The organism is Mucilaginibacter lacusdianchii, from assembly GCF_009770985.1.
GTDB lineage: Bacteria > Bacteroidota > Bacteroidia > Sphingobacteriales > Sphingobacteriaceae > Mucilaginibacter > Mucilaginibacter lacusdianchii.
In genome coordinates this window covers 102,486-125,985 of sequence record NZ_WSRW01000004.1, presented here as the reverse complement: position 1 = coordinate 125,985, position 23,500 = coordinate 102,486, and the positions used below count along the sequence as shown (strand labels likewise).

The following is a 23,500-nucleotide window of genomic DNA, read 5'->3' as shown; positions in this document are numbered from 1 at the left end:
TTATATATTCACCCTATCCTTTGAGCTTTCTTAATGCATTGATATCACTGATGTCCTGATGACGGCCACTGGCAGTTTTGTTTTTGATCAAATCATCCAGCCCAATATAGTTAATCAACAACCCATCAATGTCAATTACCTCTTTGTTTACATAAGCTTCTTTAAAAGATACTCCGTCTATTTCGTTAAGGATATCTATACGTAAAGGAGGATAACCAATTTGCGTTATGATACCCTTTTCTAAAAAATCATCTTTAGTCATCCCTAAAGATGACATGCCAAAGTCGGCAATTACTGCGCACATACGCTCGGCATTTGTGTTAGATAAGTTTATCCAATATCAAGGTCGCCGGTATGCCTTGGCTTTCCATGAAATGCTAGTGCATAGCCGCCTACAATCATGTACTCAACGTTGTGCTTGTTTAACATTTCTACAAAGTCTATAAAATCCTGTTCCAAATTCATGAGTGCAGCTTGCGTCGAGTTACAAACATTTTATCCATCCGCTGCCCCGGTTGTAAGTGCATGGCAATTAGCCGGGTTACAGCTGCCATACGTTCATAAGGCGGCCGGGATAGCCAATATTGAATATCTTCCATCTCCTGGTCTAAATCCTTCAATTTAGCTTTTCTTACAATTGGAACAATCTTCATAAGTATTTAAATATACAAATAAGTCTATTCTTATTTTATATAAATTAGGCTTACGGCAACACCAAACCTGTGCCATTTGCCCAAAAAGCATTTATCCTTACTGGCAGTTTACCTTGCGGTATTAACTGACGGGTAAGAACTTTTACGGCAGCACGCTGCATGCTTTCGTCTTTCTGGTAACATTCCAGTATGGCGCCTGCTTTTTCAATACCGGGTAAGTTAGCCAGTGTATAGGGGTTGGCAAACACACTTATCACGCTGCCCTTATTACCTGCTAGTTGCGCAATTAATTGTTTTACACTGGCCGAAAAATCGAGCTTGCTGGCCGGGCGCAGGCGGCTATCATGTATGCCAATAACAATTTGGGGGTAGCCATGCAACATGGCCAGCAATTGGCTGATTTCGGCAGCGGAAGCGCTTTTACCCACATTAAACATACGGGCATTGGTAAATACTTTGCCTAGCTCGTACTGATAAACGCTGGGGCCTTCGGTGCCAATACTCACCAAAGCGGTGTTTTGGCCAAAATCTAATTGCTGTATTACACTATCACCTTGTAACAAGGTTACAGCAGCGTTGCTCAATTGCTGTACCAACGCCTTTGCTTGTTGCCGATTTAAATCAGCTACGGTACCTATTGGATTACTAGGCTGATACTGATTTAAACCTGCCCAGTATTTAGCAGCCAATACTTTTTTTACCTTGGCATCAAGTTCCTGTTCGGTTACCTGTCCACTGTGAATGGCCTGTTTAATTTTTTTGATGGCGCGAGCCGAATTTTCCGACAGCTCCAAAATATCGTTACCGGCAATAAAGGCTTTTACATCAGCTTCACCTCCAGGAAAGTATTTAACTACCCCTTTCATCTCCATCGCATCAGATACGACTAGTCCTTTAAACCCCAGTTCGTCTTTTAATAAATTAGTAATAATTGGACGGGATAAAGTTGAAGGCAAATGTTGCGTATTGTCTAGTACCGGAATGCTCATGTGTGCTACCATAATACCGCTGATACCAGCCGCAATGGCTTCCTTAAAAGGATATTCTTCCAAAGTATCCAGCCGCTGACGAGTGAAGTTAAGCAGCGGCAGATCCATATGCGAATCTACGTTGGTATCGCCATGGCCCGGAAAGTGCTTGGCTGTGGTTAGCAAGCCGCCCTGCTGCATGCCCTGCATATAAGCAATCGCTTTTTGGGCCACGTTGTATTTGTTATCGCCAAAAGAGCGGTAGTTAATCACCGGGTTGTCCGGATTGTTGTTGATATCCATTACCGGGGCAAAGTTGAGGTGCATGCCTATGCGTTTAAAATCATAGGCTACCTGCTGTCCCATTTGGTTAAGTAGGGTATTATCCTGTACCGCCCCCAAAGCCATTTGGTATGGGTAAGATATGGTGGAATCTAACCGCATGCCCAAGCCCCACTCGCCATCCATGGCAATCAGTAACGGAATTTTGGCCAACTTTTGATATTGGTTACTTAAATTAACTTGCCTTACCGGGCCACCTTGAAAAAATACCAGCCCACCGGGTTGCTGTTTTTTAATCACCTGCGCTACTGAATCGGCATACGCCTGACCACGGTTGGTGTGCGCCCGGATAAAAAACAACTGCGCTATTTTACAGCGCATATTTAAGGTGTTAAATACCGAATCGACCCAATGGTTTTGTGCCTGCAATGATTGGATGTACGATGCGGATTGCGCCGATACCTGGTTAAAAGCACATACATTGAGCAGGATAAACAAGGTAGCGGTATAGAACAGTTTCATATATAAAAAGCTTCTAAATAGTTTTATTACCAGATGGATAAAGCAATTTTTAAGTATTTGTTTATTTTTTTTAATGCCGAATAAACCAAGGGCCAAAGTTATCATCTAATCTGCATTCAGATACACTAAAAACATAACAAGATTATGAAAAAATTATTCCTTTTAGCCATAGTGTTAACCACAGCAGTGGCTGCCAATGCACAACGCCGTTGGTATCGTCCGCAACAACGGTCGGATGATTTTAATAATGTTAGAGTAGGTTTAACTGGTGGCGTAAATATTGCCAACACCATAAGTTCACACAACTCTGATTTTAGCACCCGCACTAAAGCCGGTTTTGTCGGTGGTATTTTTGTTGACATTCCTATCGCCTACCCGCTGTCAATTGATGCAGAGGCTTTATACTCACAAAAAGGATACCGTGCTACTACCCTTGATGGTGAATTTGCACAACGCGCCAACTTTATTGATGTGCCCCTGCTGCTAAAATTGAAGGTAACACCAGGTTTTAACATTTTAGCTGGTCCGCAGTTTTCGTTTTTAACCTCAACCCGTAATACTTATTACGATGGTTTTGAAACAATTTACGAAGAAAAGTACAAATACAATGGCGACAAAAACTTTGTAACCGGTGTAGTAGGTGTGGGTATTGATTTGAACAGAAATGTAGAATTACGTGGCCGTTATGCTATCGACCTGCATGAAAACAATCCTGATGGATCAGGTGGCGTGCCCGATTACCGTAACCAGGTTTGGCAAATTGGCTTAGGCTTTAAATTCTAAGCTTGTTATTTAGTTTACTAAAAAGCCCCCGGTAAAATTACCGGGGGCTTTAATTTTTATTTGAAAGTATGTTCAATACCAATTTACTCTGTCTGAAAAGTTTGCATATCAATCAGCTTACGATACAAGCCGTTGTTCTGCAACAATTCTGCATGCGTACCTTGTTCTACAATGCTGCCGTTTTCAAGCACCACAATCAGGTCTGCACTTTGAATAGTACTTAAACGGTGAGCAATAATAAGTGAGGTTCTGTCTTTCATCAGGTTGTTTAACGCTTCCTGCACCAATTTTTCTGATTCGGTATCTAATGCTGAGGTTGCCTCATCCAGTAACATAATGGGCGGGTTGTTCAACACAGCCCTGGCAATGCTGATGCGCTGCTTTTGTCCACCCGACAGTTTAGTACCACGGTCGCCTACATTAGTTTGGTATCCCAATTCGGTAGCTTCTATAAAATTATGCGCATTGGCAATGCGGGCGGCAGCTTCCACTTCTTGAGGCGTAGTATTGGGCTTACCAAAGGCAATGTTATTATAAATGGTATCATTAAACAAAACAGACTCCTGGTTAACAACCCCCATTAAATTACGAAGCGAGTGCATTGTTACCTGATTAATATTATGCCCGTCTACTAATATTTCGCCTTCCTTAGGTTCAATAAATCTGGGTATCAAATCCATCAGAGTAGATTTTCCCCCACCCGATGGGCCTACCAATGCCACCGTTTTACCTGCCGGAATATGCAGATTGACATGGTTTAATACCGGCTTTTCACCATAGGCAAAAGAAACATTGTTGAACTGAATACTATCGGTGAAATCATTAAGAACAACAGCATCCGGCGCATCAACAATTTGTGGCTTCTCGTCAATTAGTTCCAGCACCCGCTCACCTGCAGCAATACCGTTATGTATAGATGTAAATGAGTCGGATATGGCTTTAACCGGCCGCATCAGCTGCGAAAAAAGAGCAATGTAACTGATGAATGCAGCTGCACCTAACGGTGATGTATGATTAAGTACCAAATAACCGCCGTACAACACAATACCGGCTACCATACTTACCCCCAACGCTTCGGATACCGGTGAAGCCATTTGCTGACGACGGGCCATAGCCTTAACCAACGCTGTATAATGTTCGTTCTCGTTTTGAAACTTCTCTTTGGTATAATCAACCGCATTGAAGGCCTTAATAACCTTAATGCCCGACAAAGCTTCATCAAGATATCCGATCATGTTACCATATACTTGCTGAGCCAACACTGCCTGTTGTTTAAGCCTTTTAACAATACGCGAAATAGCAAAGCCTGAAATAGGTATAACCAGCAATGAAAATAAAGTAAGTTTTACAGAAAGTAAAAAAAGCATTACCAGAAAAGCGATCAATTGTAGCGGCTCTTTAAATACTACCTGCAAGGTTCCGGTAACGGTAAACTGCACTATCTGAACATCCGACGAAACTTTAGAGATGATGTTACCTTTACGCTCGTTGCTAAAGTATCCCATGTGCAAATTCATCACATTACTGAATACGGCCTTGCGCAGGTTTAGCAGAGTATGTGCCCGCAGGTTTTCCATAATGCGTTGCGAAAAATAACGGAACACATTGCTAAGTACTACTGATACAACAATAACCCCACATACAAACTGCAATGCACCAAATTCGCCGTACTGTTTTATAATTATATCAACATGATAAGTAAAAAAGTCGCTTAGGTGCAGTATAGATGGCCTTTCTGTAAAATGCTTAACCACTTGGCCCTTGCTACTACTTTCATGAAACAGCGTTTGCAGCAAAGGCGCCAGTAAGGCCAAATTCAGTGTACTGAAAATGACTGAAAAAATAGTACAGATGATATATGGTATAGCAAACTTTTCAATGGGTTTGGCAAAGGAGAGTAACCGGAAATACGTTTTCATTCGAAAATTAAATTCGGCAAAATTAATTAAAATTTAACGAACAGCCTTCTTTTGAAATTATATAGCTTTGGCATGCTTTAACGCCTTTTTTAATGATCTCTGTAATTATTTGCTCTGTTGACAAATGTTTATTGAACAACGTTAGCCTTAACATTGCCAATACAATAGGCGTTCCGTTCGAAATTATAGGCATTGATAATAGCAATATATCCAGAGGGATATGTGAAGTTTATAATTTAGGTGCACGGCAGGCACGATACGAGATTTTATGCTTTGTGCATGAGGATGTATTATTCCAAACACCTAACTGGGGGCAGGTAGTTACAGGTATTTTTCAGAGCCGCCCGGACATTGGGCTGCTTGGTGTGGCGGGCAGTAAATACAAAGCCATGGCACCATCGGGCTGGCATGGTTCAGGTATGCGCTTTGACTATGTTAATATAATACAGGGGCATAAACGCAGTAGTTTACCGCCATCACCCTATTTAAGAAACCCTGAAGGCGAAAGCCTGGTAGAAGCCGTAACATTGGATGGCGTGTGGCTTTGCACCACCAAATCGGTAATGCTAAAGGCTCAATTTGATGATCATACTTTTCGTAACTTCCATGCTTATGATTTGGACTTTTGCTTAGCTGTTTTGCAACATTATAAAGTGGCCATTACGTTTGATGTGCTGCTGCTTCATTTGTCTGAAGGGAGCTGCGATAAAACATGGCTTCTGGAAAACCTAAAATTTCATAAAAAGTGGAAAAAGTACTTGCCTGCTGCCACCGTTACCTTAAGCAGCAAACAACAATATAAAATAGAAAAAGAAACTTTTAAAGACTTTATAAATACGTTGATATCGCTTAAGCTGCCTGCTAAAATTGCCTATGCTGAATTGTGGCGTAATTATATCTATCTATACAAATGGCCTGCTTTATTTTTTAAGTTACACCACTACGTCTTTAAGCAATATTTAAAAGCTAACTGATAGCATACCTTAATTGGCCGGCTTAATTATTTTATAATTTTGTAGTTACGATACTCACTTATACGCCAGCCGGTTATATCTTCAATCTTTTGCAGTATGCGCCTGCGCAACGACATTTTCCTTTCCAGCTCTTTAGCATCCACCTCCAACTTCCAGTTTTGGGCGTTAATCCGTCTTTGCATTACAGCCGGGTGCGTGCCCTCAAACGGCAGTAAACGGTCGGCGTTGCCAAAGTCAAATTTAAAAGTTTCGGCAGGCATATTTTCAGCCAGCCAGGCGTCATCATGGTAAAACTGGTTAAAATTGCGCACCTTATTTTTTAAACCGGCAGGCGGCTTTACCCAACCATAATGGTAAATGTATGCGTCAATAAGCTTTACCTGTATTTTGCGGTTATCCCATCTAAAGCCTTGCGCATCCCGGTAGGAATGAATATGTTTATTGTTGCGTAAAATACGTATCTCGCGGCGGTACCAACGGCGCGACTGTGCATAATAATCGTACGAGCCATAAAAGTGCAGATATTTAAACAGTAACCCTTCTACCCTTTGGTCGTTTAAATTTTGCTCCATAGCCTGCATTATTACAGGCAGATACTTTTCGTGTATGCATTCATCTCCCTGAATGTAAAACGCCCAGTCGGCATCAGGGGATATAGCTGCAAAAGCCTTATCTGTTTCGGCAGCAAATACCGACCCACCTTCACGTAGGCTTTCATTCCAAAAGGTATGAATTACCCGAATTTTAGGAGAACCAATGCTTTCAATCAACTTGGTAGTATCATCATCACTGTTACCCAGCGCTATAACAAATTCGTCGCAAACAGGTAAGATAGATGTAATAGCTTCCACAATAGGGTAATCATTACTGATAGCATTTCGAATAAAAGTGAACCCGGCAACTTTCACGCTTATATTTTAATGTAATAATTAAATAAAACAGCTCTTAAACTTTTATAACAAATTCTTCCTTATTATTTTCGAAAGGCCATTTTGCGAGCATAATTAAACTTGCTTCCATCACTTTTCTTCTTTGTAAAAAACAATGGCTTCAGATATCTAACCAAAAAGAAGAAAAACTTTAAATTACTTTTCAATCCTTTTTTATCATAATTATCCAACACCTGCTTAATAACAACCTGTCGTTTTCCTTTAAAGGTACTGCAATGCTCTATCCAAGGTATATTTAATTCCGGAAACTTCTGCTTTACCTTTGCCACCTTCATGTTGGCCGTTAATATAGTGGTTATAGCCTCATGATGCCTCCGGTATTTTACCAGCACTTCATTTAAATAAACGATGCTGCCCTTATTGGCTGCCACAAAGGCTATCCACCAATCATGAAATAATTTGGGATTGAACGGCCCTAATTGTGGCAATAATTCGGCCTTAAACATACAGCTATGCCCAGAAACACAATTATCAAACACCAAAGCCAGCGGATCATTGCCTGAATACATGTTAAGCACATCAGACATTTTACCTAAACTTTGTTCCTCATTATCTACAAATTCCGAATCGTGGTAAATAAGCAAAGCATTACCAATGGCATTTACCAACAGTTCTATCTTATTTAACGCCCAGATATCATCCTGATCGGATAATGCGATATATTTTCCTTTGCAAAGGTGTATGGCCTTTTCAAAGTTTTTTGCATAGCCCAGGTTTTTTTCGTTTTTGTGTATAATGATCCTACTATCTGCTGCTGCATATTGCTCAAGTATAGATAATGTATCATCAGACGACTGATCGTCGGTGATCACAATCTCGATATTTGTATAGGTTTGATTTAATAAGGTATCTATTTGCTGCTTCAAATATTTAGCACCATTGTAGGTACATAAAGCAATAGAAACTAATGGAGTATCGGTCATTTCTTAATTAACGCACTGAAAAATTGTATTCAGGTGTCAAATTTACTTACAATTTTGTACTTAATTAATTGCTTGACCTCTTTTAACCGCATCAGTAGTCCATTTGCCTGAATGACTCATCTTCGAAAAAGCAATCTCAACAATAAACTCATAAGTTATACTCACTTAAGTATAAATAACATATAGGTTTTTATTGAATGTTTGCCTCTATAATTAAGAATAATAGATGAAGCGCTTTTTGACTGAGGCACACAAACAGTTTAAAACATGTGGTGCCCATACATTATCAAATATATGGGCACCACATGTTTCAACTTCCTTTAGTTATATATAAGTGCAAAAGGTAGTTAGCCTAACTGCAAAGGTTATCCGTTCATGATTCCCTCAATATGCTCGGCCTCTAATGGTATATCGGCCATTAAATCAATGTTACCATCATGGGTAATCAGTATATCATTTTCTAAACGGATGCCCAGATTTTCTTCGGCTATATAAATGCCAGGCTCACAGGTAAGGATGTTACCCACTTCAAATGGCTTGTAACGACTGGCATAGTCGTGCACATCCAATCCCAAATGGTGCGAGGTGCCGTGCATAAAGTACTTTTTATATAATGGCATTTTAGGATCCTGTTTTTCCACATCATGCCTGTCCAGCAAGCCTAAGCCAATCAATTCACTGGTCATTACTTTACCTACCTCTTCATGGTATTCATTCCAGACAGCACCGGCTACAATCATCTGGGTAGCTTCTTTCATCACCCGCAATACTGCATCATATACCTGACGCTGGCGCGGCGTAAACCGGCCATTTACCGGGATAGACCGGCTAAGGTCGGCGTTGTAATTGGCATACTCGGCACCAAAATCAAACAGAATGACATCGCCATCCTGACAAATCTGGTTATTATCATTATAATGTAGTACTATAGCATTACGGCCCGACGCTATGATGGGGTTATAAGCATGGCCGGTTGCCCGCTGACGAGTGAACTCGTGAATAATTTCGGCCTCAATTTCATATTCGGCTATACCGGGCTTTACAAACTTCAGCACACGTACAAAGGCATCACGGGTAATGTTGCAGGCCTTTTGCGTCAATTCAATTTCGACATCCGATTTTATTACGCGTAAGTTGCGCAGTAAAGGCGCCGAGCGCTCATAGTTGTGCAATGGAAACTTAGCGCGCAATTCTTGAAGCATACGCAAATCGCGGTAAGGCACGGTATGCGCGTAGCGGTCATTTTCATTAGTATTGATATATATATTGTCAGCATAATATATTATACTTTGCAAAATGGCATCAAAGTCTTGCAGCCAATAAACATTTTGTATTCCCGATGCCTTGCGTGCCTCCTCTTTGGTATACTTGTGTCCCTCCCAGATGGCAATGTGTTCACTCGTTTGTCTTAAAAAGAGTACTTCTCTGTACAGTGGATTAGGACAATCCGGGTACAGCAACAAAATACTTTGCTCCTGATCGATGCCTGTTAAATAAAAGAAGTCGGCATTTTGCTTGAATAAAAAGGTTTGATCGCCGCTGCGCGGAAATTCGTCACTGGCATAGAATAAAGCTACAGAATTGGCTTTTATACCTGAAACGAAATTTTTTCTATTATATATAAATAAGTTTTCGCTTATAGGCAGATATTTCATGGTTATGTTGATTTTAATTTTTATAAAACAATATTTTCCATTTATTTGTCTCCAATATCAGATGAATTGGAACAATGTTTGGTAGTGCATCAAACATAAGTACTAATTTTTAAAAGTAAAATCACAATTAAAATTGTTTAATCTTAAAACTATGAACTATTCTACATTAAAGAAAACAGTCGCTCTTTCGTTTGCGTCTTTAATGGCAGTTGGTGCGGCAAAAGCTCAAACTTCAACCACTACTACCACTTCAACTACAGACTCAACAGCGAGCAGATCTATCGGTACTGCAAAAGTATTCGGTGGCAGAGGCCAGTACAAAACCTTTAGCTTAGGTATCAACGCAGGTGTATTATCACCAGTAGTTGCTATCGGCGGAGTACATGATTATACTGACCAAAACATTGAATTAGGTTATGGCGTGTCTGCAAGATGGCAGCTGGCTCACTCATTCGGCTTACAATTAGACGGACATGGTGGTAGCGTATCTGGCGATAACTTTAGCGCTACTAACCGTTACCGTGATGGTATGCAAGATTATGATACCCGTATCTGGTCTGCTACTTTAAGCGGTGTTGTTAACGTTGCTACTATCGACTTCATTCGTCGTAAAAACTCTGTTAACTTCTTCGTTACAGGTGGTGCGGGTATGGTTTGGTATCACCCAACTTACCACACAGCTAACGGTGCTTTTGGTGAATACCTGAACGCTGATGGCGACAAACATTATGTAAAAAGCTTAGTAATCCCAGTTGGTGCAGGTGTTAAATTCAGATTATCTGATGCAGTTGCCTTGAACTTAGGTTACACCATGAACTTCACTGATGACGATAACTTAGATGCATTAAAAAGAGGTTATCCATCACGTGACAAATACTCTTACGGTTACGGTGGTTTAGAGTTCACTTTAGGTGGCGCTGGCAAACCGAACCTGGATTGGGTAAACCCAGTTGCAATGATGTATGACGAACTGTATGATGCAGCTTTACGTCAAGAAGTTGAAGCTTTGAAAGGCCGTGTTACTAACGTTGAAAACGCAGTTAACGACTTGAAAAAAGATTCTGACGGTGACGGTGTATCTGATCAATTCGACAAATGCCCTAACACTCCTGCTGGTACAGTGGTTGACGGTGCTGGTTGCCCAATCAAATTCCCTGACACTGTTGCTACTACTGGTGGTGCTGCTGCTTACTCAAACATCCAGTTTGACTTCGATAGCTCAGTATTACGTACTTCATCTTACAGTGTATTAGACGCAGTATCTGCTGATATGCGTTCTAACACTAGCAAAACTGTTACTTTGAACGGTTATGCTTCATCTGAAGGTACTGCTGCTCACAACATGCGCTTATCAAAAGACCGCGCTAACTCAGTAAAAACTTACTTAGTTAACTCAGGTGTTGAAGCTCGTCGTGTTAAAGTAAAAGGTTTAGGCGAAACTAACCCAATTGCTGACAATTCAACTGAAGAAGGACGCGTACAAAACCGTCGTGTTGAATTTCAACAAAAATAATTTCAAACTCACAAATTAGTATTTGAAATAAAAGGGCTCCGGATAACCGGAGCCCTTTTTTGTTATCTTTGCAGTATGTATTTCTTCCGTAAAAAGGATCCGAACCGGCCTCAAAACTTTAACTTAAAGGTGATGCACATCATTAATGCAACCGCCATTATTATGTTTTTGCTGGGCATCATCTGGAAGCTAATTGATTGGTTTATCTTAAGAAAATAATGAGCAATATTATTAATACACAAAATGCGCCTGCTCCTATCGGGCCGTACAGCCAGGCTGTAGCAGCCGGCAACATGGTTTTTGTATCTGGCCAAATACCAGCTAACCCTGCAACCGGCGAACTGGTGATGGACACCATTGAAGCACAAACCACCCAGGTGATGGAAAATTTGAAAGCTATTTTAACAGCAGCCGGATTAGATTTTAGCGCGGTGGTAAAAACCAGCATCTTTTTAAAAGATATGGGTACTTTTACACAGGTGAACGAAGTGTACGGCTCCTATTTTACCGGCAATTTCCCGGCACGCGAAACGGTACAGGTAGCCGCATTGCCTAAAAATGTAGACGTAGAAATTTCTGTTATTGCCTACAAGGGTTAATTAGTTTTTAAAAACGGATTTGAACGCGCAAGTATTTCAAACACCCATTGATTACCTGAAAGGTACAGGCACTAGCCGGGCCGAAGTTTTGAAGAAAGACCTCGGCATTTTTACTTTTGAGGATTTGCTCCGTCATTTCCCGTTCAAGTATATTGATCGTACCAAGTACTATAAAATACGCGATATCAATGCCGAGTTGCCCCATGTACAGGTAATTGCCCGCCTAACGCACAAAGAACTGGTTGGCGAAAAACGAACCAAACGCCTGGTGGCCCATGTACAGGACGATACCGGCGTAATGGAACTGGTATGGTTTCAAGGTATCAAGTGGGTTGAAAAATACCTGATTGTAGGTAAAGCCTATATTATTTTTGGCAAGCCGGGCATGTTTAACAGCAAGCCGCAAATGTCACACCCCGAGCTGGAACAATATTCGCCCGAAGCTCTGAAGAAAAAGGGTAACCTTACCTTGCAGCCGGTTTATAATTCTACTGAAAAACTTAAGCAATTCTCGCTGGATAGCAAGGGAATTCAAAAGCTTACCGCCCAATTGCTTGAGCAGCATAGTAAGGATATTCACGAAAACCTGCCTGCCTACATTACTCAACAGTTTAAGCTGATGAGCCGGGCCGAGGCATATCGCAACATTCATTTTCCCGAAAACGCAACTCAGCTTTATGAAGCTGAACATCGCCTTAAATTTGAGGAGTTGTTTCTGATCCAGCTAAAGCTACTCAAAAACAAACTTTTACGCACGCAGAAGTTTAGAGGCAATATTTTTGATAAAGTTGGCGATTACTTTAACACCTTCTATCAGCACAAAATACCTTTCCCGCTTACCAACGCGCAAAAGCGGGTAATTAAAGAAATACGGATAGACACCCAACGCGGCGTACAAATGAACCGCCTGCTGCAAGGTGATGTAGGTAGTGGCAAAACGGTAGTAGCCTTGATGAGTATGCTGCTGGCTATTGATAACGGCTTTCAGGCCTGTATGATGGCCCCTACCGAGATTCTGGCCAACCAGCATTACATTTCATTAAAAAGTTTGGTGGGTGATGATTTTGTAGAGATTGAACTGCTCACCGGTTCTACGCCTAAAAAAGCACGAAAGGTTATCCATGAAGGTTTAGAAAACGGCAAACTAAAAATTTTGATTGGTACACATGCACTAATTGAGGATGCCGTACAGTTTCAAAACCTGGGATTTGTGGTGATTGATGAACAACACCGTTTTGGTGTAGAACAGCGGGCCAAGCTATGGCGTAAAGCTACCGTGCCGCCGCATGTACTGGTGATGACTGCTACCCCTATCCCACGTACGCTGGCTATGACCTTATACGGCGATTTGGATGTATCTGTAATTGACGAGTTACCAGCCGGCCGTAAACCTATCGAAACCAAACATTTTTACGAGAGCCAGCGGTTGGTGGTATTTGGCTTTATGCGGCAACAAATTGCATTGGGCCGGCAGGTGTATGTGGTTTATCCATTGATACAGGAAAGTGAGAAACTGGATTTGAAAAACCTGGAAGACGGCGTAAATACTTTATCGCACGAGTTCCCGCTACCTCAGTACCGCATTAGTATTGTACATGGCAAACTGTCAGCTGCTGATAAGGATTTTGAAATGCAGCGCTTTGTAAAAGGCGAAACACAAATTATGGTAGCCACTACCGTAATTGAAGTAGGCGTAAACGTACCCAATGCTTCGGTGATGATTATTGAGAATGCAGAACGTTTTGGCCTGTCTCAGCTACACCAGCTGCGCGGCCGTGTGGGGCGTGGGGCCGAGCAATCGTACTGTTTGCTGATGAGCAGCCAAAAGCTCAGCCGTGAAGGCCGTATACGCCTTGATACCATGGTAAAAACCAACAACGGTTTTGAAATTTCTGAAATCGACTTACAATTACGCGGCCCGGGCAACATTGAAGGCACCCAGCAAAGCGGCGTCCTCGATTTAAAACTGGCCAACCTGGCTACCGATCAGGAGCTGCTGCTACAAGCCCGAAAAGTAGTGGAAGATGTTTTTACCCGCGACCCGCAGTTGGTTTTGCCCGAGCATCAAGTATTGCACCAAGCCCAACAAGTAAAAAATGCAGGTTTAAGTTGGGATAAAATCTCGTAATCTGTATATTCAGACCGGTATTTAACTCTGTTATTCTTTTCATGAAATTAAAATCTGCTGCCCTTGCGCTAATAGCTGGCGTCACCCTGTCGCTATCGGCCCATGCCCAACAAGATTCATTAATGATGCGTAAAATTTTTGACGAAGCATTAGTGAACGGTAAATGTTACGATAACCTGCGTTACCTGTGTAAACAAATTGGCCCACGATTAAGTGGCTCGGCCGGTGCACAAAAAGCGGTAGCGTGGAGTAAAAAACTCATGGACAGTTATGGGTTCGACCGTGTGTATTTGCAAGAGGTAATGGTACCACACTGGGTACGCGGCGAAAAGGAACAAGGTAAAATTATCGTTGGCAAAACAGAAGTTCCGGTAGCATTGGCTGCGTTGGGTGGCTCGGTAGCCACACCTAAAACAGGCATTACTGCTGAAGTGATTGAGCTGCACAGCTTACAGGAATTGCAATCATTAGGTGAAGACAAAATTAAAGGTAAAATCGTTTTCTTTAACCGCCCATTTGATGAGCGTTTTATTGAGGCTGGCGAGGCTTACGGCACCGCAGGCGATCAGCGCAATGCGGGTCCGGCTGCGGCGGCTAAATATGGTGCAGTAGCTGTTATTGTCCGTTCGCTTACCTCAGCGCTGGATAATTATCCGCATACCGGCGGCACTAACTATGGTACCAGCCCCAAGATACCTGCTGCAGCCATATCTACTATTGCAGCCAATAAGTTAAGTGACCTTTTAAAGCAAAATGGCAAAGTAAAATTCTTTTTGAAAGATAATTGCCAAACCTTGCCCAATGTATTATCCTACAATGTAATTGGCGAGATAAAAGGCAGTGCCAACAACAACAAATACATTACGGTAGGTGGCCATTTGGATTCATGGGATTTGGCCGAAGGCGCACATGATGACGGCACAGGTGTAATGCAGTCGGTAGAAGTGCTACGCATTTTTAAAACTTTAGGTTATAAACCTAAAAACAACATTCGCGCAGTGTTTTTCATGAACGAAGAGAACGGTCACAAGGGTGGATTAAAATATGCTGAACAGGCTTTAAAAGACAAAGAAGAACACATAGCCGCCATTGAAACCGACGAAGGTGGTTTTACACCCCGCGGTTTTAGCTTTGAAGGTGCAAACGCAGCATTTTTAAAAGGCATCAACCAGCAGTGGAAAAAACTGTTTGAACCTTACGAGGCTGATCGTTTGGTAGCTGGCGGTAGCGGTACAGATATAGGCCCCTTGCGCGACAGCTTCCCTGGCATTAATCTTATTGGCTTTCGCCCCGATTCGCAACGGTACTTTGATATTCATCACACACCTAACGATGTATTTGAAAACGTAAACAAACGCGAATTGGAACTGGGTGCTGCGACCATTACATCATTAATTTATTTGATTGACCAGCACGGGTTAAACTTTTAAACTGTTGGCGATATACTTATTAAAACTGAAGAGAGACACAAAACATTGTGTCTCTCTTTATTTGAAGGCAATTCATCACCCTCATTAACTAAATTTTGACATAAGCTAAACCCTATCCCCAGCAAATGCGTTAACTTTGCAGTATACCAACCGTATTAGCTTGTGGAAGAAGAACAGGGAACGATAACAAAGCAAGATTCATTCGCCGCTTTACGATATAAAGATTTTCGCGCATACCTGGGTATGCGTTTCTTTTTTACTTTCGCTTACCAAATGCAGGCCGTGGTTATCGGCTTTTACATTTACCAGATTACACATGATGCTTTTAAACTTGGACTAGTAGGCTTGTGCGAAGCCATACCAGCCATCGGCATTGCTTTGTATGGTGGTTATGTGGCTGATAAATCAGAAAAGCGCCGCATGTTGTTTATGATATTTTCGGCAGTTCTGCTGGCATCGCTTACTATTTTCACCGTTACCCTGCACAGCCTGAACCGGTATATACACACCGGATGGATTGAACCTATAATCTACGTAATGATATTTGTAAACGGTATAGCCCGCGCCTTTTATGGTCCGGCTACCTTTGCTGTTTACGCACAAAGTATTCCTAAAGAATTGTATCCCAATGGCAGCACCTGGAGCAGTTCTATTTTCCAGATTGCAACTATTTTAGGTCCGGCTGCAGGTGGTTTGGTTTATGGCATTTATGGTATTACCCCAACCTTTAGCATTATTGTTGCCTTGATGCTTATTGCACTGATATTGGTTTACTTTTTAAAACCTTATCCACCAATATATACACCTAAAGAAAGTATTTGGGAAAGCCTAAGGGCCGGTATCAACTTTGTGTTTAAAACCAAAATGATGGTGGCGGCGATGAGTTTAGATTTATTTTCGGTGTTTTTTGGTGGTGCAGTAGCTTTGCTGCCGGTATTTGCCAATGATATATTACATGTAGGTTCAGAGGGCTTAGGTATTATGCGGGCAACCTCATCATTAGGTGCCGTACTTACCATGCTGGCCATGACGCGATTTTCGCCCATGAACCGGCCTTGGCGTAACTTAATTATCGCCGTTACCGGGTTCGGCCTTTCTATCGTTTGTTTCGGTTTATCTCGCAGCTTTTATCTTTCACTGGTATTCTTATTTACTGAAGGCGCGTTTGATAGTATCAGTGTTATTATACGTAGTACTATTATGCAGTTGCTTACTCCGGATGATATGCGTGGACGTGTATCTGCCGTAAATTCCATGTTTATTGGATCGTCTAATGAGATTGGTGCGTTTGAATCGGGTACTGCAGCTAAACTTTTAGGCACTGTACCTGCAGTTATTTTTGGCGGATGTATGACGCTGTTGGTAGTAAGCCTTACATTTTTAAAAACCAGGAGTTTGATACCGGCTAAGCTGGCTGATATTGGTACGCCGAATAAGAAGGGATAAAAGGCCAGGTATTGATTTTATCCGCAATACTTAGCCTTTTAATTTTCTGTGCAGCAATTGCTAATGATGTTTGGGCTTGTGGAGTTTGAACTTCTTGTAGTAGTCGTTTACTTATTGCAGTCTGCTCATTGCCGCAGGGGCTAGTTCTTTTGTCATAGCTACAAAAGAACCAAAACTTAGCGCAGCGATCTCATGAACACCACTAAAAAGCAAAACAACAAAGTGAATAAAAACCTAGCTGTTGCGATCACCTGTCCACCCGCGAGGCCGTCGCTGGCCCGGGCGCAACAGCGGGCCTTTGCGCTTCTTCTCTTCCTTTTTCTACTCTCATTCAACGTAAAGCACTGGCAGAACGAGTCTAAAAAAAGAATCGGCATTCAGCTTCTTTCGGTAGCTACTGACTTAAGTACAAGCACTGTCTTGAGTAGAAAGAAGGTGCGGCCGAGAGCTTTCTTTTTGGTTCCTTTTTCTTTTCCGGCAAAAGAAAAAGTAACATCCACAGGTTGTGGTTAAAGTACATCCTTATCCTAACAAGGGTTTACAACACATACTAGCACAACATAAGATACTAACGAAAAAATTATTATACCTCCGCCGTATGCTTCTCCCCTATTTGCTGACGCCACATGGCATAATACAAGCCTTTTTGCGACAGCAGCTCGGTATGCCCGCCCGACTCTACTATATGCCCTTTTTCAAGCACGTAAATACGATCGGCATGCATTATGGTACTCAGGCGGTGAGCAATAAGTATGGTGATATGATTTTGATGTTCTGACACATCTTTAATCGTTTCTGTGATTTCTTCTTCCGTTAACGAGTCCAGCGCTGATGTAGCTTCATCGAATACCAGAATATCCGGCCTGCGCAGCAAAGCCCGGGCAATAGATAAACGCTGTTTTTCGCCACCGGATACTTTTACGCCACCCTCGCCTATCACCGAATCTAAACCCTTATCGGCACGGGCTAACAGGCTTTGGCAAGCGGCACGGTGTAACACGTGCATACACTCTTCATCGGTTGCATTGGGGCGAACAAATTGCAGGTTTTCACGAATGGTACCCGAAAAGAGTTGCGTATCTTGTGTTACAAAGCCAATACGCTCACGTAGCTTATCCAAGTCAATTTCATTACTAATCACCCCGTTGTACAACACATCGCCTTGCATGGGTTGATACAGGCCTACCAGTAACTTAACCAATGTAGTTTTACCTGAACCAGACGGCCCCACAAAAGCAATGGTTTCGCCAGTTTTCACTTCAAAACTGATATTGTTAAGCGCGTTGCGGTTAGCGGTTAAATGTTTAAAACTAACGTTGTCAAAATTTAGCTGCTTTACTTTTTCGAGCAGTACCGGTTTTTCAGGCTTTTTGTCTACCGGTGTATTTAGTATGCTCTGGAAATTCCCTAATGATACTTCCGCCTCGCGCCACGACAAAATCACGTTGCCTAATTCTTGTAAAGGATTGAATAGGAAAAAGGAATAAAACAAAAAGCTGAAATACTGTCCCGGAGAGATGGTTTGTTTGAAAATCAGCAATAGTAACACCACGACCATGGTACTGCGCACTAAGTTAACGGTAGTACCTTGTACAAAGCTCATACTGCGTACAAACTTTACTTTACGCAGTTCTAAGTCTAATATCTTATAAGTAGTTTTATTCAGGCGGTCTATTTCCTGATTAACAAGGCCCAAACTTTTTACCAGCTCGATATTACGCAACGACTCAGTAGTAGAACCGGCCAATGCAGTGGTTTCGCCAATAATTTTGCGCTGAATGGTTTTAATGCGTTTACTAAGGGCTGTGCTTACAAATGCAATGATAGGAATAGCAGCAAAGTAAACCAACGTTACCTTATAACTTACGCTAATAGAATACACGGTTACGAATACCAATCCAATTAAGCTGACAAACAAGATGCTAATAAAGGATGTGATAAATTTTTCGGAATCCAGTCGTACCTTCTGCAAAATGCCCAGAGTTTCACCGCTGCGCTGATCTTCAAAAACTTGATAAGGAAGTTCCAGCGAATGCTTCAAACCATCAGCATACATCTTGGCGCCTACCTTTTGTACAATAATACTGGTAAAGTAATCCTGAAAGTTTTTGGCAATACGTGATACCATTGCTGCGCCAATGGCCAAACCAACCCAGCTAAGCACACCCCACAAATAATCGTTGTAAGGTAAGGCACTACGCTTTTCTATAAAATTATCAACGATGTGACCAGTAATATATGGATCGAGCAGGGAAAAGCCAATATTGAAAGCGGCCAGCGCCAGCGCCAGTATAACCAGCCCACGATGCCGTGATAGGTAAGATATAAGTAACTTCATATATGTAATGAAATGGAAAAGGCACAAAAATAAAAAAGGGAATGGAGCAAAGTGCTCATTCCCTTTAATTTGACATTGGCTTAAGGATTAAACCGTCATGATATCTTTTTCTTTAGCTTCAGAAAGCTGGTCAACTTTTACAATATAGCCGTCAGTTAGCTTCTGAACATCGGCTTCGCCTACTTTCATTTCATCTTCCGATACACCTTCAGATTTCAACTTTTTGATTTTATCGTTGATATCTTTACGGATATTACGGATAGCTACTTTACCACCTTCAGCCTCAGCTTTCAGCTTTTTAACCAAATCGCGACGACGCTCTTCAGTTAACGGAGGTACGTTAATGCGGATAATTACACCATCATTTTGCGGATTGAAACCTAAGTTAGATTCTTTGATGGCTTTTTCAATCGGACCTAATAATGATTTTTCCCAAGGCTGAATTACCAGCGTACGGGCATCAGGTGTATTTACGTTACCAATTTGGGTTAATGGCGTTGGCGTGCCGTAGTAATCCACTACCAGTCCATCCAACATAGCCGGACTAGCTTTGCCGGCACGTATTTTAGATAACTCGTTATCCGTATGAGCAATGGCCTTTTCCATTAAAGACTTTGCGTCATTCAGTTGTTTTTTAATGAGTTCGCTCATTGTTATTTTAAGTTTATATTTTGCAAAGCTATGAAATTAGTCTAAATTCTCATTAGTAACTAATTGTAATGAATAAGCAAATGAATAATATTTAGGTTTCGTTTCTGTTGATTTTGGCATTGAAACAGGCAACCATACTGTATTATTTACTTTACGATACGTTGTAGCGCCTTTTGAAATTTTTAGGTCAATCAAATTGGGCAAAAATTTTTCCGTTGTATTTTTTACTGTTTGGTGATGCACCTTTTTTCTGTAACCTATAAAATAAGAACCCGTCTTTAAGAATATTTGATAATCGAACAAGTTGAATATCATTGTGTTATTGTAGAAATAAGCTGGTATTCTTTGGGAAAGTAACGATGCTCCGGGCTTACCCTCTTTATCTTCATAAAGCGCCATCTCAAAATCTTCATAGTACTTTGCATAAAAGCTTGATACCGGCAGCTTAAATATACCTATTACACATGGCCACTTGACAGATATTTGTGTAACTTTTTCAAGTACACTATCTGCAGGTGTGGTATAATCTGTTGAAAAGATTGTTAGGTCATTATACTTTACACTATTGATAACATGTAAGTTACTTGCTGTATCAAGCTTTACAGGTATAACCGCTTGTCCTGACGGCTGCATAACAAACTTTTTATTTATCAAACTTATAGATACCATAGTATCTCTATACCCGGCTAAGTGTAATCTGAAATTATCAGCTGAACTGCTTAACCGAATAATGCCAGCAGTATCACTAATAGCCACGATATTATTCAATCTTAACAGCAATGCTCCAGGCAAACTCTTGTTAGTAGGGCTTTTTACCGTAAACTCAATATATTGTGAAAAAGCGATTTGCCAGCTTGCGAAGCTAATAAAAAAAACAAGAATACATTTCAGTTTCATAAATGCGCTATCTCACTAAGGTACCAATTGGCTCGCCATTAGCTACTTTCATGAAGTTGCCTTCCTTATTCATATCAAATACAATGATAGGCAGTTTATTTTCCTGGCACAGGGTAAAGGCTGTCATATCCATTACGTTCAGGCCTTTGTCGTATACCTCCTGAAAAGTTACCTCATCATAGCGGGTAGCACTTGGATCTTTCTCAGGGTCGGCAGTGTAAATACCGTCAACGCGGGTTCCTTTTAACACCACATCGGCTTTAATTTCAATAGCCCGCAGTGATGCAGCTGTATCGGTAGTAAAGTATGGATTACCTGTTCCCGCACCAAAAATTACAATACGGTTGTTTTCCAGGTGTGTCATTGCACGGCGACGGATATAGGGTTCACATATCTGCTCCATTTTAATGGCCGATTGTAAACGGGTTTCTACCCCGATGCCTTCCAGGGCACTTTGCAAAGCCATACAGTTAATTACCGTAGCCAGCATACCCATATAATCGGCCTGTGCACGCTCCATGCCCGATTTCTCGGCGCTTAAGCCTCTAAAAATATTACCTCCACCAACAACAACGGCGATCTCGATGCCGGCATCGCTCACGTTCTTAATATCATGCGCGTATTGCAGCACGCGGTTGTTATCAATACCATACTGGCGTGAGCCCATCAGTGATTCGCCACTCAGTTTCAGTAAAATTCTTTTGTATTTCATGCAGATATGTGGTTATTGTATTGTTAGTTCGTTTTATGATTGTAAGTTTTACCTTTAAATAAGGTAAACTGAGTGTTAAATTCGGCATCAAAAATAATTAAATCTGCGTCATATCCCACCTCAACTTTTCCTTTATTAGGTAGTGCAGCCAGCTGCACCGGGTACAGCGAAGCCATGTTAATTGCTTCGGGTAATGCAATACCTACATGATTAACAGCATTTTGCACCGCTTTCAGCATGGTAAGTGCCGAGCCCGACAGTGTTCCGTCTGGCATTACGTATTTATTACCTTCTAATCGGTGAGGGTACGTACCTTCCGTTACTTCCGTAACCGCATCAGTAATAAAGAATAACTTATCACCTAGTTCTCGCTTGGCTAGCCGAATCATAGTAAAATCTACATGTATGCCATCCGGCACGATGCTGGTGTAAGGTCTTTCCTCAAATATAGCCGGAATAACGCCCGGATCACGGTGGTGCATAGGCTGCATAGCATTATATAAATGCGTTATGGCCTGAACAGGGCGATGCAAAAATTGTTTAGCCTCGTTATAAGTGGCATTACTGTGCCCGGATGAAATAATGATATTTTGCTGATGCAAATACGCAAGCACTTCAGCATCCTGCAGTTCAGGTGCCAGCGTAATCATCTTGATTTCGCCTTCCGCCAGTTCTACCCAGTGCTTTACCTCTGCCAACGCTGCCTTCTTAATATATTTTTCAGGATGGGCTCCCTTACGAATCGGGTTAAGGTAGGGGCCTTCCAATTGCAGACCTAAAAAGCTACCTATAGCATGTGGGCGATAAGCTTTGGCTGCTTCAATAGCCGCTATTACCACATCATCGCTATTAGTGGCTACTGTTGCGAAAAAGCCTGTGCAGCCTTGTTGCAGTAAAACCTCTTCCATTTCTTGTAACGCCGCTACAGACGGATTGCCGCCAAATAAATATCGGCCCGCTCCGTAAATTTGCAGATCAATAAGTCCTGGTGCTAAGTAAGCTTCCTGCAAATCTATCCGCTCAGCATCAGCCGGAATTGCATCAACAGGAACTATAGAATGAATGTGATGATTTTGAATAATAACGGCTTTACCTTCGGTTATGTTACCGTTGGATACAATTTGGGTGTTGTACAGAGCTGTTAACATAGATGATAGAAAAGATAAAGGCAAAAAAAATCCCCGCCTTTTGGGGCGGGGATTTTAAATATAATTAAGCTCCTAAAGCAATGCGCTTAAACGCAGTTACAGTTAAACCTTTCTCGATACCACTTAGGTATTGAGTTATAGTTTTAGATGGGTCTTTAACAAATTCTTGGTTCAACAGGGTTGAGTCTTTGTAGAATTTGTTCAGTTTACCTTGTGCAATTTTTTCAACCATTTCTTCTGGTTTACCTTCTGCACGGATTTGATCTTTGGCAATAGCTAACTCACGCTCAATAGTAGTAGCGTCAACATCACCTTTATCTAAAGCAACCGGGTTCATGGCAGCAATTTGCATAGCCACGTCTTTACCAGCTTCATCAGCACCAGCAACATTTGAGCTTAAACCAACCAATACACCTAAACGGAAGTTACCATGAATATAAGCAACTACTCTTTCGCCTTCTAATACAGCAAATTTAGAGATGCCGATTTTCTCCCCGATTTTACCGGTCATATCAGTGATCGCTTCACCAATTTTAACACGAGAAGTTTCAGTATCAATTTCCAGATTGTTCAAATCTTCGATAGTAGTAGGATAGATTTGTACAGCTTGGTTAGCGATTGCGTTAGCAAAGGCAATAAATTCAGCATTTTTAGCAACGAAGTCGGTTTCGCAGTTTAATTCGATAATTACACCACGTTTGCCATCTTCAGAAGCACGGGCAATAACTACGCCTTCGTTAGACTCACGGTCTTGACGGCTGGCAGCTACTTTAGCACCTTTTTTTCTTAAATAATCAATGGCTGCTTCAAAATCACCGTTAGTTTCGGTTAAAGCTTTTTTGCAATCCATCATACCGGCACCAGTTTGCTGGCGCAGTTTGTTTACGTCTGATGCAGAAATTTGTACTGTAGACATTGTTTTATGAGTTGTGTGTTGTGAGTTGTCTGTTGGCAGACAATCCACCGCAAAATTAATGATCTGTTTATAAATTGAAAGTTGCCAATTGCA

23 protein-coding genes are annotated in these 23,500 nt (G+C 41.5%); 9 read left to right on the top strand and 14 right to left on the bottom strand.

Going from position 1 to position 23,500, the window contains the following annotated elements:
* Positions 1-13: 13 nt before the first annotated feature.
* The 4 genes from GPM24_RS19155 to GPM24_RS19145 are packed head-to-tail and all read right to left on the bottom strand — an operon-like array spanning position 14 to position 2,425.
* Positions 14-304: a hypothetical protein gene (locus GPM24_RS19155; RefSeq protein ID WP_233268907.1), complete on the bottom strand. Its 291-nt coding sequence runs from the start codon at positions 302-304 to the stop codon at positions 14-16.
* Positions 305-330: 26 nt separating this feature from the next.
* Positions 331-465, bottom strand: coding sequence for a hypothetical protein (locus GPM24_RS22325; RefSeq protein WP_255459135.1), 135 nt, complete (start codon positions 463-465; stop codon positions 331-333).
* The gene (locus tag GPM24_RS19150; protein WP_158828775.1) at positions 462-653 is read right to left on the bottom strand and encodes a hypothetical protein; all 192 of its coding nucleotides are present in this window, start codon (positions 651-653) and stop codon (positions 462-464) included. Before GPM24_RS19150 ends, GPM24_RS22325 begins: the two co-directional genes overlap by 4 nt.
* A gap of 50 nt (positions 654-703) precedes the next feature.
* On the bottom strand, positions 704-2,425 hold the full coding sequence (locus tag GPM24_RS19145) for a glycoside hydrolase family 3 protein (RefSeq protein WP_158828773.1): 1,722 nt from the start codon (positions 2,423-2,425) through the stop codon (positions 704-706).
* A gap of 144 nt (positions 2,426-2,569) precedes the next feature.
* Here GPM24_RS19145 and GPM24_RS19140 point away from each other — a divergent pair, with 144 nt between their 5' ends.
* On the top strand, positions 2,570-3,208 hold the full coding sequence (locus tag GPM24_RS19140; RefSeq protein WP_158828771.1) for a porin family protein: 639 nt from the start codon (positions 2,570-2,572) through the stop codon (positions 3,206-3,208).
* 83 nt (positions 3,209-3,291) lie between these two features.
* On the opposite strand, the gene GPM24_RS19135 is transcribed toward GPM24_RS19140, so the two are convergent.
* Positions 3,292-5,127, bottom strand: coding sequence for an ABC transporter ATP-binding protein (locus GPM24_RS19135; RefSeq protein WP_158828770.1), 1,836 nt, complete (start codon positions 5,125-5,127; stop codon positions 3,292-3,294).
* A 92-nt stretch (positions 5,128-5,219) separates the two neighbouring features.
* On the opposite strand from GPM24_RS19135, the gene GPM24_RS19130 reads away from it, so the two are divergent.
* Positions 5,220-6,101, top strand: coding sequence for a glycosyltransferase (locus GPM24_RS19130; protein ID WP_158828768.1), 882 nt, complete (start codon positions 5,220-5,222; stop codon positions 6,099-6,101).
* A 26-nt stretch (positions 6,102-6,127) separates the two neighbouring features.
* Here the strand turns inward: GPM24_RS19130 and GPM24_RS19125 are convergent, their stop codons facing one another.
* From GPM24_RS19125 to GPM24_RS19115, 3 genes are all read right to left on the bottom strand, one after another.
* Positions 6,128-7,009, bottom strand: a complete 882-nt coding sequence (locus GPM24_RS19125; protein ID WP_158828766.1) for a glycosyltransferase family protein — start codon at positions 7,007-7,009, stop codon at positions 6,128-6,130.
* 65 nt (positions 7,010-7,074) lie between these two features.
* Positions 7,075-7,974 (bottom strand): glycosyltransferase family 2 protein, encoded by a 900-nt coding sequence (locus GPM24_RS19120; RefSeq protein WP_158828764.1) that lies wholly within the window; start codon positions 7,972-7,974, stop codon positions 7,075-7,077.
* A gap of 365 nt (positions 7,975-8,339) precedes the next feature.
* A complete protein-coding gene (locus tag GPM24_RS19115) occupies positions 8,340-9,629 on the bottom strand; it encodes an aminopeptidase P N-terminal domain-containing protein (protein WP_158828762.1) in 1,290 nt (429 codons plus the stop codon).
* A gap of 151 nt (positions 9,630-9,780) precedes the next feature.
* On the opposite strand from GPM24_RS19115, the gene GPM24_RS19110 reads away from it, so the two are divergent.
* The 7 genes from GPM24_RS19110 to GPM24_RS19085 all read left to right on the top strand — a co-directional run bounded on the left by GPM24_RS19110 (position 9,781) and on the right by GPM24_RS19085 (position 17,258).
* On the top strand, positions 9,781-11,142 hold the full coding sequence (locus GPM24_RS19110) for an OmpA family protein (RefSeq protein WP_158828760.1): 1,362 nt from the start codon (positions 9,781-9,783) through the stop codon (positions 11,140-11,142).
* A 75-nt stretch (positions 11,143-11,217) separates the two neighbouring features.
* A complete protein-coding gene (locus GPM24_RS22155; RefSeq protein ID WP_199269806.1) occupies positions 11,218-11,361 on the top strand; it encodes a DUF6728 family protein in 144 nt (47 codons plus the stop codon).
* The gene (locus GPM24_RS19105; protein WP_158828758.1) at positions 11,361-11,741 is read left to right on the top strand and encodes a RidA family protein; all 381 of its coding nucleotides are present in this window, start codon (positions 11,361-11,363) and stop codon (positions 11,739-11,741) included. Before GPM24_RS22155 ends, GPM24_RS19105 begins: the two co-directional genes overlap by 1 nt.
* 19 nt (positions 11,742-11,760) lie before the next feature.
* Positions 11,761-13,869 carry an ATP-dependent DNA helicase RecG gene (recG, locus tag GPM24_RS19100; protein WP_158828756.1) on the top strand — a complete coding sequence of 703 codons (2,109 nt, stop codon included), beginning with the start codon at positions 11,761-11,763 and terminating at the stop codon, positions 13,867-13,869.
* Between the two features lie 41 nt (positions 13,870-13,910).
* Positions 13,911-15,299 carry a M20/M25/M40 family metallo-hydrolase gene (locus GPM24_RS19095; RefSeq protein ID WP_158828754.1) on the top strand — a complete coding sequence of 463 codons (1,389 nt, stop codon included), beginning with the start codon at positions 13,911-13,913 and terminating at the stop codon, positions 15,297-15,299.
* Between the two features lie 162 nt (positions 15,300-15,461).
* Positions 15,462-16,745 (top strand): MFS transporter, encoded by a 1,284-nt coding sequence (locus tag GPM24_RS19090; RefSeq protein ID WP_158828753.1) that lies wholly within the window; start codon positions 15,462-15,464, stop codon positions 16,743-16,745.
* A 192-nt stretch (positions 16,746-16,937) separates the two neighbouring features.
* Positions 16,938-17,258, top strand: a complete 321-nt coding sequence (locus tag GPM24_RS19085; protein WP_158828752.1) for a hypothetical protein — start codon at positions 16,938-16,940, stop codon at positions 17,256-17,258.
* A 70-nt stretch (positions 17,259-17,328) separates the two neighbouring features.
* Here GPM24_RS19085 and GPM24_RS19080 read toward each other — a convergent pair whose 3' ends face one another.
* From GPM24_RS19080 to tsf, 6 genes are all read right to left on the bottom strand, one after another.
* Positions 17,329-19,083: an ABC transporter ATP-binding protein gene (locus GPM24_RS19080; RefSeq protein ID WP_158828751.1), complete on the bottom strand. Its 1,755-nt coding sequence runs from the start codon at positions 19,081-19,083 to the stop codon at positions 17,329-17,331.
* Positions 19,084-19,170: 87 nt separating this feature from the next.
* Positions 19,171-19,734: a ribosome recycling factor gene (gene frr / locus GPM24_RS19075; protein WP_158828750.1), complete on the bottom strand. Its 564-nt coding sequence runs from the start codon at positions 19,732-19,734 to the stop codon at positions 19,171-19,173.
* 36 nt (positions 19,735-19,770) lie between these two features.
* Entirely contained in the window at positions 19,771-20,631 is an 861-nt protein-coding gene (locus GPM24_RS19070; RefSeq protein WP_158828749.1) for a hypothetical protein, read from the bottom strand.
* A 7-nt stretch (positions 20,632-20,638) separates the two neighbouring features.
* The gene (gene pyrH / locus GPM24_RS19065; protein WP_158828748.1) at positions 20,639-21,343 is read right to left on the bottom strand and encodes a UMP kinase; all 705 of its coding nucleotides are present in this window, start codon (positions 21,341-21,343) and stop codon (positions 20,639-20,641) included.
* Positions 21,344-21,366: 23 nt separating this feature from the next.
* Entirely contained in the window at positions 21,367-22,491 is a 1,125-nt protein-coding gene (nagA, locus tag GPM24_RS19060; protein ID WP_158828747.1) for an N-acetylglucosamine-6-phosphate deacetylase, read from the bottom strand.
* A gap of 64 nt (positions 22,492-22,555) precedes the next feature.
* Positions 22,556-23,407 carry a translation elongation factor Ts gene (gene tsf, locus GPM24_RS19055; protein WP_158828746.1) on the bottom strand — a complete coding sequence of 284 codons (852 nt, stop codon included), beginning with the start codon at positions 23,405-23,407 and terminating at the stop codon, positions 22,556-22,558.
* Between the last annotated feature and the right edge of the window lie 93 nt (positions 23,408-23,500).

Excerpts from the sequence above, each read along its gene's own strand:
- GPM24_RS19130 (WP_158828768.1), top strand. The coding sequence starts at position 5,220 with ATGATCTCTGTAATTATTTGCTCTGTTGACAAATGTTTATTGAACAAC.
- pyrH (WP_158828748.1), bottom strand. The coding sequence starts at position 21,343 with ATGAAATACAAAAGAATTTTACTGAAACTGAGTGGCGAATCACTGATG.
- GPM24_RS19120 (WP_158828764.1), bottom strand. The coding sequence starts at position 7,974 with ATGACCGATACTCCATTAGTTTCTATTGCTTTATGTACCTACAATGGT.
- GPM24_RS19095 (WP_158828754.1), top strand. The coding sequence starts at position 13,911 with ATGAAATTAAAATCTGCTGCCCTTGCGCTAATAGCTGGCGTCACCCTG.
- GPM24_RS22155 (WP_199269806.1), top strand. The coding sequence starts at position 11,218 with ATGTATTTCTTCCGTAAAAAGGATCCGAACCGGCCTCAAAACTTTAAC.
- nagA (WP_158828747.1), bottom strand. The coding sequence starts at position 22,491 with ATGTTAACAGCTCTGTACAACACCCAAATTGTATCCAACGGTAACATA.
- GPM24_RS19140 (WP_158828771.1), top strand. The coding sequence starts at position 2,570 with ATGAAAAAATTATTCCTTTTAGCCATAGTGTTAACCACAGCAGTGGCT.
- GPM24_RS19150 (WP_158828775.1), bottom strand. The coding sequence starts at position 653 with ATGAAGATTGTTCCAATTGTAAGAAAAGCTAAATTGAAGGATTTAGAC.
- GPM24_RS19145 (WP_158828773.1), bottom strand. The coding sequence starts at position 2,425 with ATGAAACTGTTCTATACCGCTACCTTGTTTATCCTGCTCAATGTATGT.
- GPM24_RS19135 (WP_158828770.1), bottom strand. The coding sequence starts at position 5,127 with ATGAAAACGTATTTCCGGTTACTCTCCTTTGCCAAACCCATTGAAAAG.
- GPM24_RS19155 (WP_233268907.1), bottom strand. The coding sequence starts at position 304 with ATGTGCGCAGTAATTGCCGACTTTGGCATGTCATCTTTAGGGATGACT.
- GPM24_RS19070 (WP_158828749.1), bottom strand. The coding sequence starts at position 20,631 with ATGAAACTGAAATGTATTCTTGTTTTTTTTATTAGCTTCGCAAGCTGG.
- GPM24_RS22325 (WP_255459135.1), bottom strand. The coding sequence starts at position 465 with ATGAATTTGGAACAGGATTTTATAGACTTTGTAGAAATGTTAAACAAG.
- GPM24_RS19085 (WP_158828752.1), top strand. The coding sequence starts at position 16,938 with ATGAACACCACTAAAAAGCAAAACAACAAAGTGAATAAAAACCTAGCT.
- GPM24_RS19110 (WP_158828760.1), top strand. The coding sequence starts at position 9,781 with ATGAACTATTCTACATTAAAGAAAACAGTCGCTCTTTCGTTTGCGTCT.
- tsf (WP_158828746.1), bottom strand. The coding sequence starts at position 23,407 with ATGTCTACAGTACAAATTTCTGCATCAGACGTAAACAAACTGCGCCAG.
- GPM24_RS19115 (WP_158828762.1), bottom strand. The coding sequence starts at position 9,629 with ATGAAATATCTGCCTATAAGCGAAAACTTATTTATATATAATAGAAAA.
- frr (WP_158828750.1), bottom strand. The coding sequence starts at position 19,734 with ATGAGCGAACTCATTAAAAAACAACTGAATGACGCAAAGTCTTTAATG.
- GPM24_RS19105 (WP_158828758.1), top strand. The coding sequence starts at position 11,361 with ATGAGCAATATTATTAATACACAAAATGCGCCTGCTCCTATCGGGCCG.
- GPM24_RS19080 (WP_158828751.1), bottom strand. The coding sequence starts at position 19,083 with ATGAAGTTACTTATATCTTACCTATCACGGCATCGTGGGCTGGTTATA.